Genomic DNA, 25,354 nt, shown 5'->3' with positions numbered 1-25,354 from the left:
TTTAGTTGAATTCAGATCCGAATTGGTTAGAGAATATACCTGAAAAGAGATGCACAGGATCTCCTGTTACTTTCGCAGGTACTGTTTGTCCGGGTTTCAACTCAAGAACAAATGAGAAAGGGCCTTGGCCGCCTTTTAATATGCCTATAGCAGAATTAGTGGGGATTGCATTCCACAAAGTGACATAGGCCGTTTTACTAGCTGCGGTACCGACATCATTCCCATCCAGATCGTATACTTCAACGGGATAGTGGTCGGGCTCTGCATCCATGTTGGTGAGCATGTTAATTTCCACCGGCGTATATTGTCCGGCGAGATATAGCTTATAATAATCAAAGTATCCTTCCATTGTTACCATTTTCCGATTGGACAATACTCTTCAACAACGATGCTTTTCTCAAGGCAAGGGCACTTGCACCTGGTGCACGCCAGTCGGTGCTCATATACGCCTTCGCCATTAATGATCTTCAAGGCTGTTGATTCAATAGAATCTGGACAGCCACTGCATAGCATCATTCTCAATTGAGACAGCTTTTTCTCTGCCTCAGAAGTGGGAAGAAAGCTAAAACGCTTCCCCCATCCAATGATTATGTTTTTAATCTTCATAGCAGCCGCAGGAATGAGGGTTATCAATATCATCGTACAGTCCCAGTACAATGTCAGATTTACGTTTGTATGCCACACCTTTAGCGTCGCAACCACAGTCTCTTTTGTACAGGGAATAATCGGCCTTATAGCGGCATAACCATGCGTGCATGGCCTCTGTCAACGGGTCTATCCGGTCCATCATCTTCTTGTCCATTACCCATTTTACTGACCGAAGCTCAGGAGTGACCAGGCCTGAAGTATTCATTGGACTGGATGCCGGTTGGGTATGGATAATGCCCTGCGCCCCGAACTGTACGAATCCTTCCGGAGTAGCTAACAGCATTACGCATTCAGCAGTCAGTTTCCACAAATGCTGCTTCCATAGCTTCATATTGCCCGCGTTCAGGAATTCCATTGCGTTGACTATTTCACCAACAGCCAGCACAACCGGCTCTGATCCTTCCGGCAGGCTATCATTAATCTGCTGTTCCAGCGTGGCTTTGTTTTCGGCTGTAACCTCCGTGTTTTTTTGCTCAATCAGGGCATAATAAAGATCATCAGATAGAGCGGGTCTGATAATGCGTTCTTCAGCAACAATGATAGATTGTTCAATTATCCGGGGATCAATAGTCTGTTGCGTCGGTGCATGAAAGAGCACCTCATCTGTAGTGATCAACACACCACGCATTAATCTGTTAATCCTGTACATTGTCACCTCCTTTTTTCTGCTGCTGGTTAACCTTCAGTTCACCCAGGTATTTCTTACCACGCTCTCCTCCATCCCTCGGCAGGCCTTTAGCCTCTCTTACTTCGTCAACAGTAACCGCAGGTGTGATATCAACATCTGTAAGGCCTGAGATATCAATATTGCTCTTTATGGCCAGGTTGAACTTCTTAAGATCCCAGTCCATCCATTCACCTGCGATGGTGAATATGTGGCTCCATACAGTTGTCATGAGCTTTTTCTGTGCCGGCAGAATTACCGTCCGGTTAATATGTTCAATGATCTTTGTAAGGAATCCGGAGCCCTTACCCATCGTGCTTGCGGATTGGATGCCCGCCAGTACTGCGTCCCACTCATTCGCCAAGATGATCTTTTGCATCCATTTATCATCAGAATCCTTAAAGGATCCTTCCTTCTGCGTGTCGAACGTATGAAGATCGGACCCCTCAATACCTTCCTCCGAGGCAACCACCATTACACGCCCGCGCTTACCATCACCGGTGTGCGTCTGTATTGCCTTTTTACCTATACGATCTGCCTCTGTCTGGCTGATATTACCCTTGATAGCCAACAGAGCAGAAACAACCATGTTGTTGTCGAAGTTGTCCAGGTTATAACGGGCGCCCTTGTATTCCAGCAGCTGATAAATCATACTGGCAATAGCTGAAGGAAGACCATACTGAGAAAATCCAGATACTGAATTCTTTAGCCATATTAAAGTGCGCTCCACTCCTTTGTCATCCTGGTACCAGTTGTCTTTTTTATTCTTCCGGGGATTGTACAGAGGAAGTTTCTTGGATCGGCTGATCTCATCAGGCGTGAGTGAGCGCTGATTACGTAGGAACAGCTTTGATTGAATGGCGTACTGAACGATATCATCTTCGTCAGGCTTTCCAAGTCGCCATTCCAGGAAGTTGTGTACATAAACATATACATACTTCTTGCCAGCAGACTTGAATCGAACAATCTCTATCGGAACATTACCCCAGGTGAAGATGTCTTCTAACATGCGTCTGGTCAGTTCTGTAGCTGCCTCATTTTTCATGTTCATACTGGCCAACCAATCCGTCAACTCTGTAGGCAGCTCATTTCCGTCTGTATCCATAAAACCGTCACCTGCGCAATAATTGGCCTTTGAAACTACGCACCGGTTGTGTGTCGCTGACAGAATTCTACACTCCAGCAGCTGCTGCCCGAAATCGTCCTTTCCATCCAGGAAGGGCAGATATTCAGTATTATTCACAAAAGAAAATGCCCGTCCGCCATCGAACGGGATAGGATTCTTGGCATCCAGTCGGATCTCATTGCTAACCTTTGTGGATTTCTTTGCTGCCGGTTTGCTCGTGGTTTGCTGCTTAGCCATTTGCTTTATTCTTCTGTACCTGGTGATGCAGTTTCTTTCAGTGCTTCAATCACGGGAAGGAGTGGTTGAACTTTCATCTTCTGTAGCTCCTCCAGTGATGGAAGAGGCTCGAAGAGCTGAAGTAAGGAAGGATCGCCACTCTTCGTGGCAATAATTGCGAGATCCAGCAGGTCATCCCGCTGTCCAAGCGGAAGTCCGCTGTTACCGAATGCGACAACAGCGGACTGATATTCTTTCTTAATCGTAACCATTTTTTTCTTCTTTTTTCCCATACAACTGAATGGAGATTACATCAATGCCTCAATGGAAGCCCAGGTACCTGAGTATTCACGCAGGTTACGAGAGTAGTTACCCTTCAGCAGGATATTGCCCACGTTGGGGTTATCCAACTCCTTACCGCTACCACCGTCTGAACCATCCTGCTCTACAACGAACTTGGTAATAGAACTTGCATTAACATACTTCTCACCGGCAATGATGATTTTGCCAGAGTTCAGTCGGGCAGCTATGCCAATGCCACAGCAGCAGCTGGCTGCATCAAGTGCCTGCAGAAAGTTGGTTAGGGTATTGCTGTTTTCAGCAAGCTGGAATTTAAATTCGTGTTCATACTTGGAGGCACAACCGTTCTTCGATTGCTTCCACGTCCATTCAGCCTCCCGGTACTGGAAGTTGATGATGAAGAATTTGCCTCCGTTCTCCGCAGTGGCACCGGCACGGAGAGCTACTGCACTATAAGGTGAGGTAGCGGTCGTTTGGGTGAAATTGAAATCGGATGGGTCAAATATGGCGATATCGGAGATACCACCAGCGACCCCGGAACATGCCCTGTTATATTCCTGTAATAATACGCACAGCATAATTGTTGAATAAAAGTTGTTAAGAAATAAGATTAAGACCAGCTGGAAAGGGCGATCACGTTGAACTCAGGCAGGCCTATCTGAGTACCGGCTTTCATGAATATGCGGTAGTACCACTGCATTTCCTTTTTCTCATACCACACTTCCAGTGCAGTCTTTCCGTCTTCGCCTTCACCGTAGTTTTTGTCAGTAGCAAAAACGAAGTTGCCCCGCAGGGTAAGGATAGCCGCATGTCCAAGAGATCCTTTGATTTCCGCAATGATGGGCTTCCATATGTTTTCTACCAGGACGGGGATGCCCTTGAAGGATAACTGCTTAATGCCGTTGGCAAGCAGCGTATAACCTTGTGCCTGAGTACCAGTGCTGATCAGGTAATCTTCATAGCCGGATGCTATGTCTTTAGAGACATAGAATGCCTTCTGGCTGTCAAGAAAAGCATCCATCAAAACCGGTTGCTTGTTATACATACTGTTCAGCAGGTTGTACGCAGCTGTAGCGTTAGTTGTGTAGTCAGTGCCATCTGCTATAGCGATAGTCTGACCAGCAGGAATAACACCACCGGTGATGTACTTTTTAATCCACTTGAAGATGCCATCAAAGATGTTGGTGGACCATTGCGCATTAACCGGAGATATGCGGTCTACGTCGCCAAAATAAGCATTGGAAGCAATATCAACGTTAACAGCACCCTGGAAGAAAGGCAGGATCTTATTACCGAACAACGGGTCATTTGCACGGAAGTCTTTCAGACAGCCTTGGTAGAATTCGTTACGGCAAAACTGGGTTGCACCATATACTTCTTCTACAGCGATCTGTCTGGTGGTGGCGCCAACTACCTTTTTGTAGTTGATATCACAGGACCCATCACGGCGCTGAAGGATATTCTGTACCCTGCGGATATCGATAATGGGACGCTTGGATACCACATTATCCATTATGGTAAACTCGTTCAGCGTGCCCTGGAAGGGGAATCCTGTCGGCACAATATCAGCGAAGGCCGGCTGGATTACTGCCTCGAAGAAGCTGAGCGAGTCAATAGAAAACGTTTGAAACATATTATTCAGGTTTTAGAATGGTTGGCAGATGATGATTTACTTTTTGTCCCAGTTAGCTAGGTTGCCGGCTGCCTGAATCACGAAGGCGCTGCCATCTGCATGGAAGTCCACATTCGTGATAATTGTGGCAGTAATGTTCAGACCTTTACTGGCGTTCAAGGTGGAGACGTCGATAGTCTTTGCACCAGGTGCACCGGTAACCGTAATGGTATCACGGACTTCCTTGCCGAAGTTGTCGTGCACTTTGACATGCACTTTCTTCAAGCCATCGCCGGCTGCGTAGGTAGATCCATCCGTCACAACTACCTCTTTTTCCACAGGATCATATGTGTATGATACCGCAGGCAAGAAGCTGGTTATATTGCACCCAGATTTGCAATAGTTGATTAGATTGGAATTGTCAATTGCTTGCATTATAAAAGGTTTTTAAGGTTGGCAGATGATGTACTGTTTTATTTGGCATTGCTAAAATTGCCGATCGGCTTAGGACCGTCTTCCTGCTTGCCGGAATTGGTCTGTTTGCCTTTGTTGTCAGCCAGTTCAGTTTCCAGCTCACCGTTCTTTTTCTCGAGCTCAGTAACCTTATTTTCCAGGGCTGTGATCTTTTCGTCATAGTCCCTTTTCAGAGCATTCTGAAGCTCTGTTTTGGCTGCATTAACAGCCGTATTGACATTGTTCTCGATCTCGGCTCCGAGGTCCTCAAAGGGCTTGGTCAATGCCTCTGTGATCTGGTTCACGATGTCAGCCGGCTTGGCGCTATCCTCTGTTTTCAGGTTCTTCAAGCTGTCGAGGATGTTCTGGAAAAACTTTTTCATATCGTTGTTTGAATTGTTGATGAGCTGTTGTACGGTATCTATGGTGAGGGCGGAAGGAGACGCAGGCGTTTTCACGGCGGAGTTGTAAGCCGCCAGAACGTCCTTATTGGAATAGTTCCAGTATTCTTCCTGCAGGAGATTGGTGAATGATGCCTCTCCAGAGATCTGCTTAATGAAGCCCTTGTTTTTAGCTTCATCGGCCAGCATCCAGGTTTCCGCATCCATCATTTTGCTGATTTCTTCTTTACGCATGCTGGTGGCCTTTGCGTAGAAGTCACGAACGGCATTATTAAACTTCCGCATCGTGGCAGCCATCTGTTCCAGCTGGTTAACGTCGCCCCATGCAATACCAGAAACATTGTGGATCATGAACCAGCTGTTGGCACTCATTTCTGGAGCATCGCCGGCCATTAGGATATAAGTGGCTGCACTAGCAACAATACCACGGCCGAACGTGTTAATCCTTTTCCCTTTTGCTTTCAGATCCTGAAGATGATCATGCATAGCCATGGCGTCAGTTACCTGACCACCAGGGCTATTGATGTAGATGTTATAAGTACCTACATCATGCTTTCCCAGTTCTTCACGGAAGGACTTGAAAGACACTGTTGTGTCATCTCCCCACCATTCACGTAAGAACTCCTGAGTACCGGCATCAACAATCTCACCGTCGATGAATATGTCGACGGAATCAGAAGAGGCATTCTGTATGCGGAAATTGAATATCTGGGCAGGTCGCTTCATGATTACAAAATTGCAATCATAAAGATTATCATATAGTCTTAAAGATTTTTTCTATGGGAAATTTTCACAGAGTTTTCTTATCCTCGCACTTCTGACAGCCATACCGGGCCTGGTTGGTAGTAATACCCAACCGGTTTTCAATCTCGCCATAGCTGGCCTTATTTTGGCGTAACAAACAGATCTTAGCTGATAGAATAGCATCCTGGCCAACCAGGTGAACAAACTGTTCCCAGTTGGCCAGGGCTATTTCCTGTAGTTTCTTATCTAATTCGGTCATTCTCATAATGTACCTACGCTGATTTGTTTCACTTGCTTCTGTTGCGCTGCGGTAACGGTACCGGTAACCTGCACTACCTCTATTCGATCTATACGGCCATTAATCGCCTGAATGGCCTTAGTCTGTTCCATCAGTACCAGAAGGGCATCACCCTGCCCGCCAGATGAAGAAACGGCTGTATTATATATGGTAGGAACGAACACTGGCGGCTGCAATGATTCTCCCAGGCCGCCCCCATATTCAAACCTACTAACCTTCGCGCCAGGTGCAAAACGTATACCACCGCCCAGCTCATTGAGCGCAGAAGCAATCTGTGTGTGATTGCCGGATATAGTATAATTGCCTGGTGCTGCATTCCTCGTCCTGATCACTGCAAGTTCATTCGCCTCCGCCTCAAAGGTTCGGCCCTTATAGATAAAAGGTGTACCGCCCTGTTCATGAGAGTTTCCGCCGAACCTTCCACCCCTAGTAGGAACATCAGCAGATCCACCATACCGGAACTGGGTGTTGTTGATCTCTCCCACTCGGATGGCATATCTACCAAGCGCCAATGCCGCTTGAACTGCATATTGCGCCACACCAGCAGCACCGAAAGTTACGCCGTTCAGCGGGTTGGAGGCAGCAGCTGCTGCAATGGCTGCCAATTCAGATACAAGTAATAATCTGGCCTCCTTTTTCTTTAGAGCCTTCAGCCGGTTAGCCGCATCCTTCTCTATCTGTTTTTTCTTTAGGTCATATTGCTTCTCGATCCGCTCCTCCTCAGCCTTACTCTGCGCGATTGAGAGAACACGCTTCTTTTCCAGGTCCAGACGCTCGAGCGCAGCTTCTTTACTTTGTTGGATTCTGTTCTGCTCAGCATCAAAGAAGTTATTCATTGCGGACTTAGCGAGATCGAAGGCGCCGGCGAGTGCATTGAATATGACAGACGTCATCTCATCTGTTGTGCCAAAGAGCTTTGAAATAACACCTTTAATTGTATCGGAGAGACTCAGCATATCTTTCTTCTGAGCATCAGTTGCAGCCTGAGATAATGCCTGTTGTTTCTCATACAATTGTGTCAGGAAGTCATTATACTCCTGTTCCGTGATCTTCTTTTCATCCAGCAGCTTCTTGTATATTGGAAGCTGCTGGTTCATTGATTCTACTTCCCGGGCAAGAATACCGACGTTCTCTGCTTTGCTCAGCGTGTCGGTTAATAGCTTCTTCTGCGCTCCGGTCTTATTGCTGCTTGCGACAACAGCTTTCTGCTTTTCAATGGTAGCCTTATATGCTGCAACAGCTGCTTCCCCTTGCTTTTTCAAATCAGCAATTGTTGCCTTAGATGCTACGAGCAGATCTTTATTCACGTCTGCATTGATCTGCTTTACTGCCGTAGCACGCTCTTCAGCATTCTTTTTGGAATTAACAGAGAACCGCTTCTCCAGGGTATCCATTGCAGCATTATACGCCTCCTGCGCCGATAGTATGGTTTTATCAGCATCAAGTTTAGCCTGTGCTTTCTCCGTTTCGGTAGCAACAGGATTATCAGCAACAGCTTTTGCATCCTGTTCAGCATTCTTTTTTACATTCTCCAGGTGATTCTTCAGCCGGTCCTCTTCGAGCTTAAACAGCTTCTCATTCGTCTCCCTCTCCTGGGTGATGCGGTCCAGCTTCAGGTCTGATATCACCTTCTTTTCCTCTGCATTAGCACCTTTCAGTAAGGATATCTTTTTATCAATAGCATCCTGGTTAATCTTCAGGATGTTCTGCAGGTGAGTGGCTTCATCTATCTCCCCCTTTGCAAACCTCAGTTGTTCATCAGCCAGTAGCTGGTCGCGAGCGGCATCAGCCTCTTTAAGTACATCCCGTTGTTCGCCCGATAGTTTTGCTCCAGAGTAAGTTTTGTCAGTATCTTTTTTTGTGGCATCGTCATACTCTTTTTGCAGTTTATCTCTTTCTTCTTTCAGCTGCTTAGCCGCCTCTGTTCCTATTTCGGTGACTTTAAGTTGCTTGTTCAGGTCATCTATTAGCCCTTCTAAGTATGAAGGCGTGCGCTTTGGCGGCCCAGATTTAGTTCCGTCTTCTTTCTTGGTTGTTTTACCAATTTGATCATATTTACTCTTCAGAAATACGTTGGCCTGATCAACTTGTGCGGTCGCGGCTGAAATCGCATCTTTTACATTGTCAATAGCATTATCTACTGAAGACTTACCGAAAACCGCACCAATTGCAGCCCCAAAAGGTAATTGACGGCCACGAGAGAGAAACTTCTGCTCTTCATCTGAAAGCTCATATTTGCCAGTTTTGCCCTGCTTCCGCTTTAATTCGAGGTCAAATAGGGTCTTTTCCAATCGGGTTCTTTCCTCAATGGCCTTATTTGCGATTGCCTCCCCTGCCTGCAGCTCGGCTTTCTCTCGCAAAGAAGCAATATAACCGTCCAATAGATTTTTTCCTTCAGCAGTTACAGCATTTTCCAGCGTTAATCCCTTGAGATATTCAGGGTTTAATGCAATCAAATCCTCTAGCGCCTTCTTCCTTGAACTCATGCTGATATTACTATCAGCCATCACACTGCGTAGTAATGCTATCTTATTAATCGTCGCACCTGTTTGCTGTTGTACTTTCTCCTGAATCTCTCCCATCAGTTTCATCTTCATGGCATGATCTACGATTTTACCCGTAGTGCCAGATACCGTACCGGCGAAGGCTGCCATTGCTCCAGCCAGAAGGCCAACGCCCGCCAAGATCCATCCGATAGGTGTCGCCAATAACACACGACTGAATGCCGTAGCGGCAATAGTCAGCCCTCTGTAAGTACCTGTGAGGAGAGTTAGAGCTACCGTATAAAAGTTTGTAACGATTGTAATTGCACCCAATGCCAATCTGCCAGCCAACAATTGAGCGTTAACTAACAGGAGATTAGCGCGCGCAAGGAATAACTCTCTATTCATTAATGCCCAGCCTGTAGTCCACAGCCCTGTTAATAATAAAAGGGTTGGAATATTGCTCAACAACGTGATTATGAGGCCAGCAATTGCAGCCAGTAAGATCTGTACAGACCTGTTGGCTCCAAGTAATTCAAACTTTTTTCCAATCTGATCAAGGGTGGCTGCAAAAGTTTTATTCTTCTCCCCAAAGGCATAAGCTAATGCAGCCTGATCTCCAAGAGCTTCCGTAGCAGCTTTCAAACGCTTTCTTGCGTATTCTGCGTTACCGGCGATATCACCCAGCACACCGATGATCCTACCACCACGTACATGTAAGTCAGTAACACCTTCGAAGAACTTCTCCATCTCACCAGCGTTCCCTTTCAGCCGCTCTGCGACCAGTACAAACGTATCGATTGGGCTATCGCGCAGCATCTTATTGAACTCTGCTGTTGACTTACCTACTATGGCAGCATATTTCTCGGCGTTGGTGAATAGCTTAACGATCAGCTGAGAAAGAGCAGTCGCCGACACCTCAGAACGTTGTCCCAATTCCTGCAGTGCGGCACCAAGGCCCAGTACCTTATCAATGGTAAGGCCGGTAATACCACGAATACCCGCCATGCGCTCGGAGAAGTCGATCAGGAACCGACCAGTAGCAACACCAGAACTGGTGAGCTTCGCAATAGCGGCACCAATATCGGAGATATTCTTTGCCGTAACATGCTGATCATGGCTGTACACGTTAACGAGCTTCACCATGCTCTGCACAGCCTCGTGCGGATCGCCCACCTCTTTACCCAGGACAACAAACAGCTGGTCCAATGCCTGTGTAACGCCTACTATTTCATCACGCGCGACACCTTTCTTAGCAACAATAGCGGCAATATCAGTCAATCCACGTAAAGAGGTACGGGTATCCAGTTTCTTCAGTTCGTCCACCAGATCCCTTACATCCTCTGTGGTACCTTTGGTGTAGATCTTTATCTGTGCTATGCTGTCAGACAGCTCATAGTTCTGGTGGATGAGCTTTTGCGTGCCGGACAATATCGCCTGGAAGCCCAGGTACCCAACCACAAACTGCGCCAGCTGGGTGCGCATGTCTTTAAAGCCCTGGGCAATGCCTTTTGTGATCTGGTTACCGATGTCTCCAAAGCCTAATAAACTACTACGCACTCCCCTTATCTGTTCCTGCAGTGCGATGGCTTCCCTTCTATTCTCCAGCAGGAGACGTTCAATCTGTTCCAAGCTGCCTTTACCGGTAGCGCGGACCTGTTCTAACTGCTGTTTCAGACCATTGAATGTGGTATTAAGCTGCTGCAGCCTCTGTTGCGCCTGTGTAACCTGGGCACCCACCAGATCTCCAAGTCCCATCCTTTTAAAGGCCTGAACAATGCCAGAGGTATATTCACCAACAAGAAGCCCGTCACGTTGAAATTGACGTCGGAAATCCTGCTCGGCCGCAGCCAATTGTTTCAGCTTAGAAATAGCCTGATCATAATTCAGCGTCTGCCCCCTGAAGTTGATATTGCTACCTGGTCCAGCACTTTTAACGAGGTTATAAAGTTCTCTATACTGTCTATTTAACGAATTATAGCTACCAGCCGCAGCATCTACTGACTGCTTTTCCTTATTCCGCTGGTTAATCTCCTGTTGACGCGTCAACTGTTCCTGCTTCAGCTGCGCTGCGGCACGTTCCCTTTCTGTACGTAGCTGCTGCTGTGCCAGTTTCTCGTTCTCAATGGCCTGCTTTCCTTTCTCACGTTGCGTGATCTCTGATTGACGCTGCGCCTGTTGTGCCTTTTGTTCGTTGATTAGCTTCTGACGCTCTACACGCAACTCAGCCTCTTTTACCTTCAGCTCTGCCAGCTGCTGAATAGTTTTCTTATACGCCTCTGACTCTACGCCCTGTGCCCGGGCTGTTTCTGCTGCAACCTTGTTCAACTCTCTCTTTGCCCGAGAGGCCTTCTCCCAGTTGGCAGTAACGGTCGTCTGTTCCTTTATCAGCCGATCATACCCCAGCGTACGGAGATCATATATTTTCGTGACTTTACCGAATGTTGTCGCCATAGTTATTAAAGTTCAGTTTCATTTAAAGGACCTGGCACATCTTTGGCCAAGCACTTTAATGGTGAATACTTTGTATCGTACTTGTCTGGAGTAAGTTTGAACGATGGAAACACTGAGTTGTAATCTTCTTCAGTGATGGGTGACCATTTACGCAGGTAACACTCTGTAGAGCCTTCAGAAAGAGGCCGGTAATTAGTCATCTTTACCAACTCCCAACGTTGTCCGCGGCAGATCTTATGCTCCCTGTGGTACCAATTGGTAGCATCTTTGTTGTTCAGGCGGAAAAAAGTGGTATAAAACTGACCATTGCGCATGATGGCGAAACGCTGCAGGAAGAACCGGCGAAGTAGCCCTTTACCACGGGCACTACCGGTTATTTCATCGCAATATGATAGTATGGGATCGTCCTGGCCACCTGGTTGATAGTTGACGGCAAACATGAAAGGGAACGTAGTGTACTCATCCCCATCGAAGCGCCAACCGCCGGCATCACTGACCACACCCTTATAATATGCCAGTTTAGGTGCGAAAGTGTGCTGTGATTCCTCGTTTGATGTGTTGCTAACGTTTTCTGGCACGATGCATATCATCTGCGGGGTTTTGGCCGGAGTTGCAATTCCCTGCCACTGAGCCACCTCATAGTGCATTACTGGCGAAAAGAAGCGGTTCTCCAGGTCTTTCTTCTCTGCCTTAAATCGTTCAGGGAACACATACTTGGCAGCAGCCAGGGTGGTAGAATTACGTTCCTGCACCACCTTTAAGAGACCGTCGTTGCTATCATCCTTAAACTTCATTGTCAGCTCTCGCTCATAGTCCCGGTAAAGCTCTATAGTAGATTCTTTCGAAAGATCCTGTTTATCATTCCAGTCCAGATAATCGGCGTTGAAATAGCCGGCATGCGTGGGAGTAGCACTGTTATCCAGTGAGTATGGATGTGCGGGTTCCATGAGCACCACCTTGTTTACGGGGTCGGTACCAGGTATGATATTGTAGCAGTCAAAGATGCCGGCAAGAAAATCGAGGAACTTGTAGTTCTTTAACCCATTGTAGTTCTCAAAGTTGATCTCACCTCCCAACGGAATTGTAATATCAGAAATAGTGAACTGGATCACCTCCAACTTTGCCCAAGAGACCCCAACAGACGTTCCTGTCGTTTTTACATACACCTTTGCAGATATGGTATCTAATGCATTAACTTCCACTGTAAAGAAGTCGTCAAATACGTCTCTTTTTTGGAAACCAAAAGTTGGCCCGGTTGATGCGTGGACGACTTCGTGTTCAATTGGTGCTCCTCCATTGACAATCCAATCCACCCTCACCAGCACCTCTCTATTAGTATTCAGCAGCACTTCCCAGTCTATCTGTAAATTGAAAGTAGCTTTGATCGTTTTATAATCGAAAGCCGTAGGATACGTCCACTTCATTTCACAATCTACAGAGCTGTAAGTGTACACATTGTTTGTGTCATAGCCACCTTCCTCAAAGTCATTACTGGCCTTCACATCTATGTATGCGTCGTAGTTATTGGGAGATTGCACACGCTCCGTTCCTTTCGCCAGGAACTTGAGGTTATCCTGCCTGTTACCCTCTGCATTGAGGAAGTTACCCCAGGTCCACGGCATGACTTGACGAACAAAGTAATCGGTATCCATGAAGGTTGACTGTATCTGGTAACCAACGCTCTTCAGACCCCAGTATATCAGCCAGTATACACTGATAGAAGGCTTCATGTATAGGGCTGTCATGTTGTCATCCTTGTAATCACCATCAACAATAGTTTCATCATAGATATCCATAGGCGCCCGGTACCGTACAGGGGCAAAAACATATGGTAAGCCTTCAAGCCGACCGTTGAATTCCCAGGAATCGACAATGACATCTTTTGTAAATGTGAAATTGATGTGCTTCAGAAGATCAAACAGGGTGGTTTCCTTCAGCGGAATTATCCAATCCCCATTATTACCATAAAAATCATACTGGTATGATATAGGACGGTTCGTGTGAGTAGCTGAAGTAAGGAAGGCCTTACCGACCAGCAATTCGTCTCCGTTAGCTTCAATGCTACCGTTACGATAGCTCCGGAATGCTTTGCCATCGGTCATATCCTCAATGTCGGGGTTATGCAAGGTATTAGCCAGTTGATCATTGTTGATTGTAGCCGGTACTGTAATGTTGAAGGCTTCACTGGATTTTTTCTTTGTAAAATCGTCTGTATCCTCCACCTGATAATTGATACTTATCTGAATATCTGTATCGGTGAGGTCTAGTGGTTGGCCGTCCAGCTTGATCTTTATGTACTTATTAGATGACATCAGTTGCGTATTGTAATATCTTGGTTGGACAATCTGTACTCTACAGTTACCTGGTAGGTGTAGCGCTCTTCTATCTTCAGTGTTGTATACTTTGCATCAGCGAGAACTACTGGCAGGTAATCATCTGCCTGTCCCTGCGTCCCTTTCCATTCAACCCATACTGCAGGGCTGGAGAATAACTCTTTCAGCCATTTCATCTGCTCCTCAGAATACAAGGTGGTTATGACCTTGTAACTCTCGTTTGCCCGGATGTTGTACCTGGCGCTACCACCGTCTGATTTTATCAGAGGATACGACAACGGCTTTTCTGAGTTATCAGATTTTATGTCATAGTCCTCCTGTACCTGGCAGAAGTTAACGGCATCTATCATGCCCAAACTATTCAGGAAGTGAAGACGGACAGTATTATCTTCTATGCCGCCTACTATCTTGTTGTTACAGGTAGTTGCAATGGGATCGCCTTCGAGATTATTAATTACCAGGTAGTATTCTTCTACGTCTTTCCAGGATATTGAAGGAAAGAGGGTAGCAACATTCTTTGTTCCGTCAGGTATGTGATATGCAGATTCTGTGCTGATCATGATTATAACGTTTCTCCGATTACAAGATGAGCTGTCCTTCCTCCAGAGCAATTACCTATAGCCGTGAAGTAAACATCATAGATATCGCGAGGAACAGTTATCTCAATACCCTCCCCCGGTGTTGATCCCTGCTCTGGATCATAGAAGATCACGGTAAAGTCATCTTCTGAATTAATTGGTCTGTATTCCATCTTTACACCAGTGACATAATACGGCATGACCTGATGAAAGAATTGTAGCTCTTGAGCTGTTTCATCAATAACCGTTACCTCACTATGTACTATCTGAACAATTGGACAGGGGTTTTCAAGGCACTTTGTTGCCGAATGGAATGTGGTTTGTCCACGGAAGCGGTAATAAACATTGATACACTTCAATGGGCTGATACCAGTATAAGCGATTGGGTAGTAATCGCTCTCCGACAGACCAATCGGATAAGGTTGTGGACGATGTGTAAGAGGCCAGGCCTGGGCGGACCAGGTTCCGTTCTTATATGTATTCAGATGAGCGGCAAGATTCTGGTTGTCTTCGTGCTGCAGTGTGGCATTCACTATGTAGAAAGAATTACTTTCTGTACCACCCCCATTGACAGGCGGCTGACTTCCCGTGCCCTGAACTGGTATAAGTCCCTCTGGGACAACAAAGCCATTCGTGTTGATACCAGAGGCCCTGAATCGACAGAAAGACTTTGTCATCGCCGGAGTTGCCTGGTAGAATTCTGTGCCAGCGTTTGGGGCAAGATATTTCCGCAGGTATTCTTGCGCGGCATCCTGGATATCGAATTGCCACTCACCAGAAGCCAGAGGTATGGTCTTAGAGACCGTCTTATAATACACCCCCCCAAAATATATGTCGCAATACACAACAGGCGGCTGTATAAACGTGTCAAACAGGGATACAGCCGTTACCTGGAAAACAATAGGCCTATATGCTGCATGCAGGCTGTTACTGGTTGGCTGTACTGTGATGGCTGTGATCATACTGTTTCTGACTTACATTTTTGGAATTCATATTCTACCAGGCTGTCAAAGCCAGTGCTCATATGAGCATCCAACTGAGGCTCCTTCTTTCTCATTGCAGTTTCAATCATCCCGGTACGCTGGCCGGTAGAACTGTGTGCATAAGAGCCCTTACTCGGCATGCCTTCTTTCTTATGAGTCTTCGCTGTCGCAAAAGCAGCTCCTAAAGCCTCTTTATCGGACAACCCCTTCAGGATGAAGAACTGTCTCAGCCCTTCGATATAAGCCGATTTACCAGCCCCGGAGCCCTGTTGAAAAGGGATTTTGCCGGCAGCTACCCCCTTGTTGACATAATGAGTATAATCAACCGCAGTACCGAAGACCACGCGGGCGTTGGCAAACCTACCGGCAACCACGGACAACGAATTCTGCATGGCGCCAGTAAGGTAGTGGCCTTGGGCCCGACTTTCCTCCTTTATGCCTGCCTCCACTATGGCCGCGCCTCCTTTCATTACTTCTTCTGGTGTTCTGATCATAGCGCATTCAGTAGGTTTGATTGTTTTTCCAATTCTACCAGGATGGGCTGCAGTTCCCGGTAGTTTTTCAGGATCCTTTCTTTACAGAGACCACAGCCCATATCGACAATCTCGTTTGGTTCCACGTAGTTTTTCCAGATGGTCAACAGGTAATGCATAGACACGTCTGCGCTATTCGCTGTGGCCTGGCTGATCATGTTGGTCTCCAGGATCTCTTTACGATACTCAGCCGGTATCCTGCCGGCGATCTCCCTTACTGTCATGTGAGCTTGATTTTGAAGTGTTCGGTGACTTTGCGCTGTATCCGAGTGGGCTTCATGTGCGGATACTTTTTCCTTAATTCCAACGTGTAGCATTGAATCTCTTTGAAACGCTCAATGTTCATACCCAAACGCTCTGCAGCTGCTTGGTCTGTAATGGTAGGTTGGGCCTCTTTAGGCCAGTTAGGCCATGCTGTTGGTGCAGATGGGATTTCCTGAACCGGCAGAGACGGAAATTGTAAGGCCTCCAAAGATGCCAGCTTGCTTAATTCATCTTCTTTTGTCCACATAGCTTACAGTTTATGCTCCGGATGCGGATCTGCCTCCGGAATCGTGATTGAATTAATGTCTTCCTGGTTATAGTCTTCCAGCTCACAGCCAACGAACAGGGAGAATGTGAAGTCCAGACGAATACCTGAGATGCGCTCTGAACCAATGAAAGAGACAGGATCTATCATTCGTTCTTGATCTTGGCTACCTCCCAAGCGGAACGTGGATTGTACCAGGTCCTTTTGTATCTGCACTTTGTCGAGTACACGCAGGAAACTGACAGCACACCTTTTCATATCGTGCCAGTCCTGCGGGACGGTGTGAGTAGAGGTACCAGTAGTTTTGTTAGGCACCTTTACCTGGTTGTTGCCGGTATAATAGGTTGGGGTTAGGAAAAACAATACACACCGGTACTTCTCCCACTCTCCTTCAGGAGCTGTGAATCTACCCTGGCTCCTCGGAGGCATCATGAGTACCAGAGGGTACTTCCTCCCAGTATCCGGCCTTACATCGTCTTTAAGGACCTCTTCCAGCTGATCACTGTTGATCTCCAGTCCATAACGCGGGCACAAATGGAAACGTCCCTGGATGCCTTTCGACTTTTCCAGGACGTTACGGAAGAATGCCTCTATGAAAGGATAACTGGTCATGCTTTGGCAGGGTTATTTAAGAAACCACCAACCTGGTTGATACCGGCCTCCTTCATCTTAATTGCCTCTTCCGCCAGTTCCTTTTTGATGCTTTCATCAATCTCGCTAACTACATCCTGCCATTGCTTTACAGGCGCTACGCCTTCAGAAAGGGATGCCAGGTACTCATACATGGGTACACCCAGTTCGTTGGCGCTTTTTGATTCCAGGTTGTTAGAAAGAATAGCAAAATCCATGAGCGTTAGCTCGTCTTTGTCGGAGTGATATAGGCGCCGGAAGTCTGTAACCTGAATCCCTAAAGACATCGGAGAGCTACAACATAGGGCTGTTTTAACAGCCGTGAACCATCTGTCTGTTATCAATGCAGAGGGCATCTTTTGCGCCTGCAGGCATTGCTGTTTACGTGCGTTGTACTGCTCGATTACGTTCATAATTGTGAATTATTTATGTTTTTTAGTTTCTTCCTCGTAGTCCAGTGCCTGTGCCTCGTTCATCTCTTTTTCTTCAGAAGCATACACCAGGACATCAAAGGCTTTTGCTTTTCTCGCGCATTCTATGCTGTTTAACCGGCTACCAGGTATATCGAAAACCTTCGTCTTGGCGACAGACTTCAGGAAATTAACCCATCCCCAGCGTTCAAAGTGCTGAGCTGAATACCTTCCTCCTCCTTTTGCTCTGCTGGGGGAGAAGACAGGAAATGTTTTATGTATATATTGATTGAAGCGGTCAAAAAAAAACCTACCGCGAGAGCAATATCCATTGGTAGTTCTTTCATCATCTCAATCCGCTCACTATCTGCGTACACAAAGGACTCATGGTATTCTTCATTAGGCTTGCGCAGGTAAATAGCACAGAGACGCAGTAGCTTATCCCAGTGGCTTTTACCAAGCTCACTGAGATCCTTAACAATCTGCTTGGCGTCGATAAGCTCACCAAAGGTCATCTTATCGCCGTGCTGCAGATGTGGGGGATGCAATACCCAAGTCTCACCCTTCCAGATGTATTCAGGCTGCAGTTCTATCTGTTCCTCCTGTTCAAAGAGAAGAGTAAGGCAAGAGTAGTAGATGTTCGCTATGTCGTCAACGAATTCACTTTCCTGCAACGATTCAGGTGTACATCCTGCGAAGAAGGCGAACGTCCGGAACATCTTTTCGATCTGGAAAGACGTGAACTCCAGCTCTTTCTCCTGACCATCTTCCATTTCCAGAATGGTTTTAGCCCAGGTATCCAGCTCATTCCCATATTCCTCCTGGAATGCAATACGCTGTCCGAGGGTGAACTCAGACAGGGAAGATGGTATTATGACCTGGTTGTCATTGATTGTGAGCCTCATTTGATATTGCGGTTTTTGCGACCGGAAGTGTTAGTGGCTGTTGGAGTAGGTGTTGGAAGTGTCCCTTCTTCCTGCTTCGCGTTGGCTGAGGCCTGGGCTTCTGTACCTTCTACTGCAGGTGCAGATGGAATAGTCTCATCATCATCGTCCTCTTCTTCATCGCTATCCTGACCGCCTTCGGTATCCTGTGGGTTGGTTACAACTGTTCCCTGGGCCAGCTGCCTTTCGATCTCCTGTTGTTTCGCGTCTGCTGCTGCGTTCTGCCGGATTGCTGCGGCAATATCTTCCAGGAAGTATATGTCGATATCACGATCAGCATAGTCTTCCACACCGGCACGTTTTGCCACACCTCTGATCACCAACTGATCTTCAGGAAGCGTATAACCATGCAACAGGCCTTCAGGTGTAATACTGTCAAACTGCGCATATAACTGCTCCACCTTCTTGATGAAATCCTGTCTGTCCGCTTCTGCAGGCGTGAGGTCAGCTTTCTCAATCTTCTTAGCGTACTTGATCTCTTCCCCCATAAATTCGGTAATAGGAGGGAATTCCACCGGTTTGTTTATCTGTGATTCCCTGCCGGCCATGAAGTTGAGCCGGTTTATAATTGCCACAAGGCCTGAGCTAACCATGAGAATTACGGATGGATTGCCTTCGAGCAGGTCTTCAGCGTAGGATTTTGCCTGCTCTAACAGTTCGGCCGTTTGGCCAATCGGATTGTCAGATGTGAACATAAGAACTACTTTCTTTCAAAGTTAATCAATTTGATTACATTACAATCCAAAGGATTACAACCAATCAAGTTTAGATTTATCAGCAGATGCTTTAGGAGCCTCTACTGAATCAGAGGTTTTTGCCACCTTTATCTTCTTTTTCCTTTTCAACTGCTTCTTTGTAGTAATTGCATACCTGCCGGCATCCTTTGCGTGGTTATTTTTATCGACCGGCTCATTAGTAGGCTCTCCATTCTGGTCCAGCTTCCACTTGTATTCCTCATTTTCGCTCCACAGGTTGGCAGATCCTTCGGTGATATAGTTTTCCATTGCGGATACTTGTTTGATGCCAAACAACACGCTGTCCGGTCCCTTGTCCGCTTCTTTTATTCTGTAGAAGCCGAGATCTTTTAACTCCTGGATGGATTTGGGTTCTGCCGAATCTGCATAGATATCTGCACCCAGAGGAACACCACGGACGCGCATAAGATCAGCCAAGGCAGGGTTAGTGAGGCCAGGTTCGTACACCACCTCATGCCAGAAGTTGCGTTTATTGTGGCTCTTTATCTCTATTACAGCTACTGGGTCATCGGAATAACCGAAGTCAATACCGTAATAGCTGGGATACGGCAGGTTGCGGAAGAACTCCAATGATACGGGTTTCCAACCGCGGTAGATCCTGCCGCGGGCACCTTCCGGTACCAAGCCGCACACATCGACATAATACATCTCCTCGTTGTAGAATATAGATTCAGGATCACCATAAGACTGATACTTTTTTATCGTCTTTTCGTTCAAGTTGCGAATATTGTCCCGGTAAGTACTATGAATAACCAGAACATCAGGATTAGTTTTGGGGATAGCGCGGTAGTAAGGTATTGGTTTTCCTGTCTCATCCAGGATACCGGTATCAACCAGGTTGTAGAACCGTTTTATCAACCAGTGGTTCTTTGAAGGTGGGTTATACAGAAAGATTACCTGAATGTTCTCAATCTTGTCTGTACGGATAGAGTCATCCAGCTTGTTAACGTCGCCTTCTGTGTTCTCATCTGCTTCTTCTATCAGTACATGGGTAATGCCAGCAAGGGACTTCAGCTTCGCAGATCGGTTGCCAGATGACTTTCTGAAGCCCTTACTGATGATCGTATTGCCTGTAGGCTTATACAGGATAGTCATCTTGCTCTCGTTGATCTCAAAGTCTGCCCCATTAAAGTCACTCTCCTCCAGCCGGTCCTTAAAGTCCGCAAATAGGGAATCACGGATATCAGAGAATACATGACGAAGAAAGACGCCACGGAAGTAACCCGGCTGGGTGATCTGGAAGAGGAAGTAGCTGGTACCGAAATGAGACCGGCCGGCTGCACGTCCTCCCCATATGTGGATATACCTGGCCTTTGTGGTAAAGACAGGCTTATAAAGATGCGAAAAGTGGTGTTTGTGCTCAACCACCTGCATTATCATCGAAGATTACGCGGTGTATGACTTCTTTCTGTATAGGCTTACCACCTTTACCGGTATGCTCGTTGGCTACCCGGTCCTTATACTTCTCCGGCGCATGAGCTTTCAGCAGGACAATAAGCAGGGTATCAGAATACTCCTGCTCTGTTGCTACCTTTTTTCCTTTGTAGAAAACACCCTTTTTAAGGCCTGTAACCGCCCTTCTGTGTGCCTCTGCTTCCAGTATTCCTACTGCCAGCTCGTTTGCCACCTCAAACGCCTTGATAAACTCTTTGTTCTCATCCTTCTCCTCATCCAGCCAGTTGTAAAATGTTCGTCTTGGTACCTTGGCTCTCTTACACGCCAAGGTGATATTACCCAGTTCCTCATATTTAGCCAGGGCATCTTTCTGCATTTCCTCTTTTGTCCGCCGATCTCCCCTTTTTAAATGTGCCATTGTGCTGTTTTTCTAAACAAAAATAATCTATTTGACTTTATAATAATCCTAAAGATTCCATAGAGTTAAAGGCAAGTTAACGGACACCTATTATAAATCCCATTATCACATCTTTCCTATTTTTGAAGCAAACAGATATTTTATGATAAATATGTCAAGCGATTTCGCAACTTCCTATGTGAGCAAAGAGAATAACCGGTACACGGTATTCGGTTTCTTTACCGCTATGCCTGGCTCAAAAGATATCCATGAATCGCGGCCAACCAACCTAATCCAAGTCACTTTCAGGTATATAGAAGAGGCTAGCGGCTTTCTGGAAATGCCTCGCCGTTTCTCCTATTATATAAAAGAGGACGATGGGAAGTTTTCAATAGGAAAGATAGAGAACCAGCAATTCGTTCCCGTACACGGAGAATTAGTGACCTTAGTAAAAGAGGTTGTTGTGGAAAAGTATAAGATTAAGGCCGATGGTAAAGACGATGGCGAGGACAGCAAGGAGGAACAACCTAACATTTAACTGCATTCTTCTGATAAAGCCCGGGTAATTAGCTTGGGCTTTTTTATATCTGATAATTAGCTGTCAGCACCTCCCATTTCCTTTTCATATAGCCGCCTTTTGCATTAACGGAAACGCCTTGCTCAAAAACCTGAGTGGACCAGCTGTTTTCTTTTGTGTACCTGGTTAAGAGATCGGACGGGTAAGAGGATAAAAGGAACTTGCCTTTCACCTGGCTCAGTATTGCCAGGAGGTTCTCAAAGTCCTGTATAGAATATCCATCATAGTGACCACAGTTTGCGTTATAGTAAGGTGGGTCACAATAAAAGAAACTATTATCACTGTCCCGACTACGAATTACATACAATGCGTCCGCACATTCCAGCTGAACGTTCTGCAAGCGGATTGCATAGTCTTCTGTAAAGGCTTCCCGTTTGTTGGTGATCTTTTTAGTAGTTGTATTGCCACTACGGTCATATCCCCAAGGGCCGTCCAGTTTTGCCGCAAAGGTCTGTAAAGAGAGTATCCAGACAGCCCAGGCACGTTTGATATCAGAGAACATATCCGGGTTTTCATATACCACGCTGGCTTTTCTGTGCAAATCCCGGCTGTGCAAACTTATCCTTATCTCCTTTTCCAGGCTGGTAAAGTCCTGCTGTACCACACGGTAGAAGTTGATCAGCTCTCGGTTAGTATCATTCAGCACCTCCACTTCGGATTGGGGCTTTGTGAAGAATACAGCACCTCCGCCCAGAAAGGGCTCACAATAGAGCATGTGCGTAGGTATTAAGGAAACAATAGTGCGGGCCAACTTCTGCTTACCTCCATAGTAGCTTATAGGTGTCTTCATAAGATTGCTAAAAATATTAGCAAATATAAGCTAAAAATTAATTTTCTACAGGTAGATCTCCTTTCTCCACCTTTCAGTTTTTTAAGGCCTTTAATACATTTAATGTGAACTTCATGTGTAACACTTTCTGGCTATTTCCCTTAAAGGGATCAATCCGACCATAACTTTCTCGGACGTGCGTTTGCCGGCTCCATCTGGGCGGAAGAGCCGATCATATAGTAGTAGTAATAAATATATTAAATAAAATGCTGTTATTCAGTCAAAAAAATGCAGATTCCAATAAAAAGCATAAGGCTGAAAGACGCTGTGGATGGGGATTAAATGGGGATTAATACTTTATTTACAGCTGTAATGTACCATCAGGGAGTATTTCCGAAAGTTCACGCTTCTTTTTCCACAGCCTGTTAAAAACTAAGCATGGAAGGGTTTGGATACATCAGTACTTTTGCAATAATGGACATCTCCATGCTGAAAAGCAGGAGATGCAGGGAAAGGGAAGTTATGATGCAAAGTAACAACGTACAGGAATAATGAACAATAGGCAGAGGGGGGAGTTGCTAACAATGTGGAAAAATGGATCTAAGAAAAGTTAAGAGAAAAATTTGGAAACAAGAATGGTATATAATTTTGTAAAAAATCCGTTCAGCCTTTTTAGACCGAACGGATTCCAAGATACTGGCGCTTTAAAGCCAGATTAAATGAAACAAGGGAAATGCGGACGGACCGGGTTCCGCTGGAGAGCATTGGTACTGCTGCTCCTAAAGGTCATCCCAGTTATGATCAGTATTTATGATCACTTCTGGTAGTTTTCTGATTAGGCCTGGAACTGATCCTTCCGGGCCTTTTCTTTTGCGAAAATAGTATATTTTCATATACTAAACTATCATTTTTGATAACGTTTAAGCATCTTTTGAGCGTTCAAGGAATTGCTTGCTTGTCTTTCTGGTAGTATTTTATCATACAGCCCAACCGGATAATCGCAAAGAAGGACAATATTATACAAATGATGGGCAATCGCTTAAAAAACGCTTAAAGGGCTTATCCTATGTATTTATCCACATGTCTGGTGGATTTCTATTACGGAGATACTCTCGGTCCGAGACACTTTTCATTCTCACAATATGCACCGAAGTAGCGTACACCACAATGCCTACATTTAACCCCATCCGAAGACGGCAGGTAACCCCTCTCCTGCAGGTATTTCTCAATGGATATACCCTGAATATGCCATATTTCGGCGTCCTTTATAATCTTCCTGATAGCCTCTGCCTGCATTTGAATCACCACACTTGTAAGATGGTTGAATTCATGCAATGCGCTTTTTTCGTCCGGACAAGACCCGTATTGCGTTATCGCGATGTCTCTGGCCACAGCCAGGCAATGCTCCTTATATGTTACCTTTTCCATAATTACTGCGTTCCGCGCCCGGTTGGTTTTGGTGAATAATAATCCTGTCTAAAAGAACCCTATTTGCCAGACGCCATGCTGGTTGGGCTCATGAACAAATGAAGAGTAGGGAACAGTGTCTATCCCTTTTTCCCATATTTCCTTTTGCTGCGGAGTAAATTCACGTAACTGAATGAATACATTCTCCCAGCCGTCATCATACTTTCTGTCGACTCCAAACACATGTCCTGTCCTGACGGCATCCTCATCCCAGCTTTTATCAAATTCTGATATGAAAGAGTTGATACACATACCTTCTGCTCCCAACATATCACGGAAGAGGTACCAGGCCTTCTCTACGGCTTGTTTACAAAGTGCCATTGTTATTAGTTTTATTTTTTATAAATCGTTTGGGTTGAATTCCACTACATCGGGCAGGTTCTCGGATATGTCAGTAAACACTTCCGAGCCTTCGATATAACTGCAGCAGAGGGTAGCTATGTGTGACTGCAGGTTGCTGACGTGCCTTTCCAGATCATCTATGCTTATCCTAATCTCTCTGCTATCCTTATTAATACCCTCATTGAAGGTCTTTACTATGCTATTGAAAGCGTTCCATAGATGTCTCCTTGATCCGTCTAGGTTTACTGTTAGATGGGGCATATGAGTTTGTTTTATATAAGTGAATAAGTATGTCTGCACGGGCCTGAGCCATGTTGCTGCCAAACTCAGTGTGGGATAAAATGAGATCGTTGTATACCTCCGGCATATTTATTTTTTGTACATTACTCATATAAGCATCATTTATGGCAAATCTTATTACATCTTCCGTTAAGCAGAAAAACAACCAAACTATTGATCTCGATTTAGCTTTTGTGAAGAATGTGTACGAAGGCAACACTCAATCCGGATTCTATGGTGAAATTTTCTTCAGATTCCAAAAGGGTGGTACTGCCACTTGGACATATACTGCTGACCAGGCAAAAGAGTTTGAAAAGGACATGGTCACTCTCGGTTTGTATAAATGACCAATTGTGCGCCTCAAATCAATATGTATTTTCATATACTTATTTATCATCAATTATTCAAGAATATAGGTTTGGGGCCTTTTGGTTCTCTCAAAGAACTTTCATTATTTCGCAAGCCTAAATAAAATTTTATGGCGATTAAGTATCCTTTAAATTTCACCACTGAAAGTGGTATCAAGGCACATGTAAACCAAATAGATAGACACACATTTGAGTTTGACACAGAAAGCCTTAATGGGGTAAAGGATAAGTTCACTTGGACAGAAAAGGGCGATGATAGCCGAGCATCCTCTGACGGAGTTATCCCAAGCAAAAGAATGGATGTACTGACAACTTTCTGGCAGCTACAGGCGCAGTATTAATCTCGATGCTTTTGCTTTTATCACTTATCTCCTTTTTTCTCAGAATACCTCCTTGATTCTCCTAGCCAGAAATGACAATGGCTGCATAGATCAGATTCCGCCCACCAACAATTCCCATGTTCAGGATGCTGGCAGGCATCCATGTGGCTACACCCGCACTGCCGGCAGGTACGTTCCGGTACTGGGTCAAAAGGATCGTCTTCCCAAGACATAGAAGGGAGATACACAACAATGCCGGCGGCTTGCATACATGCTTCACAATACCGGTACTCCAGAGAATCCCCATCTACTTTACCCTGATTGTTTGTGGTCCAGATCCTTGTAG

Annotated in this window: 29 protein-coding genes; 3 read left to right on the top strand and 26 right to left on the bottom strand. The window is 45.7% G+C overall.

Features of this window, described 5'->3' with window-relative positions; translation table 11 throughout:
- Position 1: 1 nt before the first annotated feature.
- The 22 genes from GO493_RS24190 to GO493_RS24085 all read right to left on the bottom strand — a co-directional run bounded on the left by GO493_RS24190 (position 2) and on the right by GO493_RS24085 (position 20,907).
- Positions 2 to 349 (bottom strand): hypothetical protein, encoded by a 348-nt coding sequence (locus GO493_RS24190; RefSeq protein ID WP_157308813.1) that lies wholly within the window; start codon positions 347 to 349, stop codon positions 2 to 4.
- A gap of 246 nt (positions 350 to 595) precedes the next feature.
- Positions 596 to 1,297 (bottom strand): hypothetical protein, encoded by a 702-nt coding sequence (locus GO493_RS24185; RefSeq protein WP_157308812.1) that lies wholly within the window; start codon positions 1,295 to 1,297, stop codon positions 596 to 598.
- Positions 1,284 to 2,675, bottom strand: a complete 1,392-nt coding sequence (locus tag GO493_RS24180) for a phage portal family protein (protein ID WP_157308811.1) — start codon at positions 2,673 to 2,675, stop codon at positions 1,284 to 1,286. The genes GO493_RS24185 and GO493_RS24180 overlap by 14 nt, the downstream gene beginning before the upstream one ends.
- A 5-nt stretch (positions 2,676 to 2,680) precedes the next feature.
- Entirely contained in the window at positions 2,681 to 2,947 is a 267-nt protein-coding gene (locus GO493_RS24175) for a hypothetical protein (protein ID WP_157308810.1), read from the bottom strand.
- Between the two features lie 15 nt (positions 2,948 to 2,962).
- Entirely contained in the window at positions 2,963 to 3,532 is a 570-nt protein-coding gene (locus GO493_RS24170; RefSeq protein WP_157308809.1) for a hypothetical protein, read from the bottom strand.
- Positions 3,533 to 3,564: 32 nt separating this feature from the next.
- Positions 3,565 to 4,587 carry a hypothetical protein gene (locus tag GO493_RS24165; protein WP_157308808.1) on the bottom strand — a complete coding sequence of 341 codons (1,023 nt, stop codon included), beginning with the start codon at positions 4,585 to 4,587 and terminating at the stop codon, positions 3,565 to 3,567.
- 36 nt (positions 4,588 to 4,623) lie between these two features.
- Positions 4,624 to 4,935 carry a hypothetical protein gene (locus GO493_RS24160; RefSeq protein WP_157308807.1) on the bottom strand — a complete coding sequence of 104 codons (312 nt, stop codon included), beginning with the start codon at positions 4,933 to 4,935 and terminating at the stop codon, positions 4,624 to 4,626.
- A 104-nt stretch (positions 4,936 to 5,039) separates the two neighbouring features.
- Positions 5,040 to 6,146 carry a head maturation protease, ClpP-related gene (locus GO493_RS24155; protein WP_157308806.1) on the bottom strand — a complete coding sequence of 369 codons (1,107 nt, stop codon included), beginning with the start codon at positions 6,144 to 6,146 and terminating at the stop codon, positions 5,040 to 5,042.
- A gap of 64 nt (positions 6,147 to 6,210) precedes the next feature.
- Positions 6,211 to 6,429 (bottom strand): hypothetical protein, encoded by a 219-nt coding sequence (locus GO493_RS24150; protein WP_157308805.1) that lies wholly within the window; start codon positions 6,427 to 6,429, stop codon positions 6,211 to 6,213.
- Positions 6,426 to 11,399, bottom strand: coding sequence for a phage tail tape measure protein (locus GO493_RS24145; RefSeq protein WP_157308804.1), 4,974 nt, complete (start codon positions 11,397 to 11,399; stop codon positions 6,426 to 6,428). The genes GO493_RS24150 and GO493_RS24145 overlap by 4 nt, the downstream gene beginning before the upstream one ends.
- 5 nt (positions 11,400 to 11,404) lie before the next feature.
- Entirely contained in the window at positions 11,405 to 13,711 is a 2,307-nt protein-coding gene (locus GO493_RS24140) for a hypothetical protein (protein WP_157308803.1), read from the bottom strand.
- Positions 13,711 to 14,292: a hypothetical protein gene (locus GO493_RS24135; protein ID WP_157308802.1), complete on the bottom strand. Its 582-nt coding sequence runs from the start codon at positions 14,290 to 14,292 to the stop codon at positions 13,711 to 13,713. Before GO493_RS24135 ends, GO493_RS24140 begins: the two co-directional genes overlap by 1 nt.
- Positions 14,293 to 14,294: 2 nt before the next feature.
- Complete coding sequence (locus GO493_RS24130; RefSeq protein ID WP_157308801.1) at positions 14,295 to 15,272, bottom strand: hypothetical protein; 978 nt, start codon at positions 15,270 to 15,272, stop codon at positions 14,295 to 14,297.
- Positions 15,269 to 15,787: a hypothetical protein gene (locus tag GO493_RS24125; protein WP_157308800.1), complete on the bottom strand. Its 519-nt coding sequence runs from the start codon at positions 15,785 to 15,787 to the stop codon at positions 15,269 to 15,271. The genes GO493_RS24130 and GO493_RS24125 overlap by 4 nt, the downstream gene beginning before the upstream one ends.
- Entirely contained in the window at positions 15,784 to 16,050 is a 267-nt protein-coding gene (locus GO493_RS24120) for a hypothetical protein (RefSeq protein ID WP_157308799.1), read from the bottom strand. The genes GO493_RS24125 and GO493_RS24120 overlap by 4 nt, the downstream gene beginning before the upstream one ends.
- Complete coding sequence (locus tag GO493_RS24115) at positions 16,047 to 16,337, bottom strand: hypothetical protein (RefSeq protein ID WP_157308798.1); 291 nt, start codon at positions 16,335 to 16,337, stop codon at positions 16,047 to 16,049. Before GO493_RS24115 ends, GO493_RS24120 begins: the two co-directional genes overlap by 4 nt.
- Before the next feature lie 3 nt (positions 16,338 to 16,340).
- A complete protein-coding gene (locus tag GO493_RS24110) occupies positions 16,341 to 16,967 on the bottom strand; it encodes a hypothetical protein (RefSeq protein WP_157308797.1) in 627 nt (208 codons plus the stop codon).
- Positions 16,964 to 17,398 (bottom strand): hypothetical protein, encoded by a 435-nt coding sequence (locus GO493_RS24105; protein ID WP_157308796.1) that lies wholly within the window; start codon positions 17,396 to 17,398, stop codon positions 16,964 to 16,966. The genes GO493_RS24110 and GO493_RS24105 overlap by 4 nt, the downstream gene beginning before the upstream one ends.
- A 179-nt stretch (positions 17,399 to 17,577) precedes the next feature.
- Positions 17,578 to 18,300 (bottom strand): hypothetical protein, encoded by a 723-nt coding sequence (locus tag GO493_RS24100; RefSeq protein ID WP_157308795.1) that lies wholly within the window; start codon positions 18,298 to 18,300, stop codon positions 17,578 to 17,580.
- On the bottom strand, positions 18,297 to 19,034 hold the full coding sequence (locus tag GO493_RS24095; protein ID WP_157308794.1) for a hypothetical protein: 738 nt from the start codon (positions 19,032 to 19,034) through the stop codon (positions 18,297 to 18,299). The genes GO493_RS24100 and GO493_RS24095 overlap by 4 nt, the downstream gene beginning before the upstream one ends.
- 54 nt (positions 19,035 to 19,088) lie before the next feature.
- Positions 19,089 to 20,468, bottom strand: coding sequence for a PBSX family phage terminase large subunit (locus GO493_RS24090; RefSeq protein ID WP_157308793.1), 1,380 nt, complete (start codon positions 20,466 to 20,468; stop codon positions 19,089 to 19,091).
- Complete coding sequence (locus GO493_RS24085; RefSeq protein WP_157308792.1) at positions 20,455 to 20,907, bottom strand: terminase; 453 nt, start codon at positions 20,905 to 20,907, stop codon at positions 20,455 to 20,457. The genes GO493_RS24090 and GO493_RS24085 overlap by 14 nt, the downstream gene beginning before the upstream one ends.
- A gap of 142 nt (positions 20,908 to 21,049) precedes the next feature.
- Between GO493_RS24085 and GO493_RS24080 the strand changes: the two genes are divergently transcribed.
- Positions 21,050 to 21,424, top strand: a complete 375-nt coding sequence (locus GO493_RS24080; protein WP_157308791.1) for a hypothetical protein — start codon at positions 21,050 to 21,052, stop codon at positions 21,422 to 21,424.
- Positions 21,425 to 21,467: 43 nt separating this feature from the next.
- Here the strand turns inward: GO493_RS24080 and GO493_RS24075 are convergent, their stop codons facing one another.
- The 3 genes from GO493_RS24075 to GO493_RS24065 all read right to left on the bottom strand — a co-directional run bounded on the left by GO493_RS24075 (position 21,468) and on the right by GO493_RS24065 (position 24,302).
- Positions 21,468 to 22,253 carry a DNA adenine methylase gene (locus GO493_RS24075; RefSeq protein WP_157308790.1) on the bottom strand — a complete coding sequence of 262 codons (786 nt, stop codon included), beginning with the start codon at positions 22,251 to 22,253 and terminating at the stop codon, positions 21,468 to 21,470.
- 1,455 nt (positions 22,254 to 23,708) lie between these two features.
- Positions 23,709 to 24,020: a hypothetical protein gene (locus tag GO493_RS24070; protein WP_157308789.1), complete on the bottom strand. Its 312-nt coding sequence runs from the start codon at positions 24,018 to 24,020 to the stop codon at positions 23,709 to 23,711.
- An 18-nt stretch (positions 24,021 to 24,038) separates the two neighbouring features.
- Positions 24,039 to 24,302 (bottom strand): hypothetical protein, encoded by a 264-nt coding sequence (locus GO493_RS24065; protein WP_157308788.1) that lies wholly within the window; start codon positions 24,300 to 24,302, stop codon positions 24,039 to 24,041.
- A 143-nt stretch (positions 24,303 to 24,445) separates the two neighbouring features.
- On the opposite strand from GO493_RS24065, the gene GO493_RS24060 reads away from it, so the two are divergent.
- Together GO493_RS24060 and GO493_RS24055 are read left to right on the top strand one after the other, a co-directional pair.
- A complete protein-coding gene (locus tag GO493_RS24060) occupies positions 24,446 to 24,667 on the top strand; it encodes a hypothetical protein (protein ID WP_157308787.1) in 222 nt (73 codons plus the stop codon).
- Between the two features lie 131 nt (positions 24,668 to 24,798).
- The gene (locus GO493_RS24055) at positions 24,799 to 25,029 is read left to right on the top strand and encodes a hypothetical protein (RefSeq protein WP_157308786.1); all 231 of its coding nucleotides are present in this window, start codon (positions 24,799 to 24,801) and stop codon (positions 25,027 to 25,029) included.
- 61 nt (positions 25,030 to 25,090) lie between these two features.
- On the opposite strand, the gene GO493_RS24050 is transcribed toward GO493_RS24055, so the two are convergent.
- On the bottom strand, positions 25,091 to 25,315 hold the full coding sequence (locus GO493_RS24050; protein WP_157308785.1) for a hypothetical protein: 225 nt from the start codon (positions 25,313 to 25,315) through the stop codon (positions 25,091 to 25,093).
- Positions 25,316 to 25,354: the final 39 nt, after the last annotated feature.

Origin of the sequence: Chitinophaga tropicalis, from assembly GCF_009758205.1 — a bacterium.
GTDB classification, from domain to species: domain Bacteria; phylum Bacteroidota; class Bacteroidia; order Chitinophagales; family Chitinophagaceae; genus Chitinophaga; species Chitinophaga tropicalis.
Note: the sequence above shows the minus strand (reverse complement) of the source record. Positions and strands in the feature narration are given on the sequence as shown.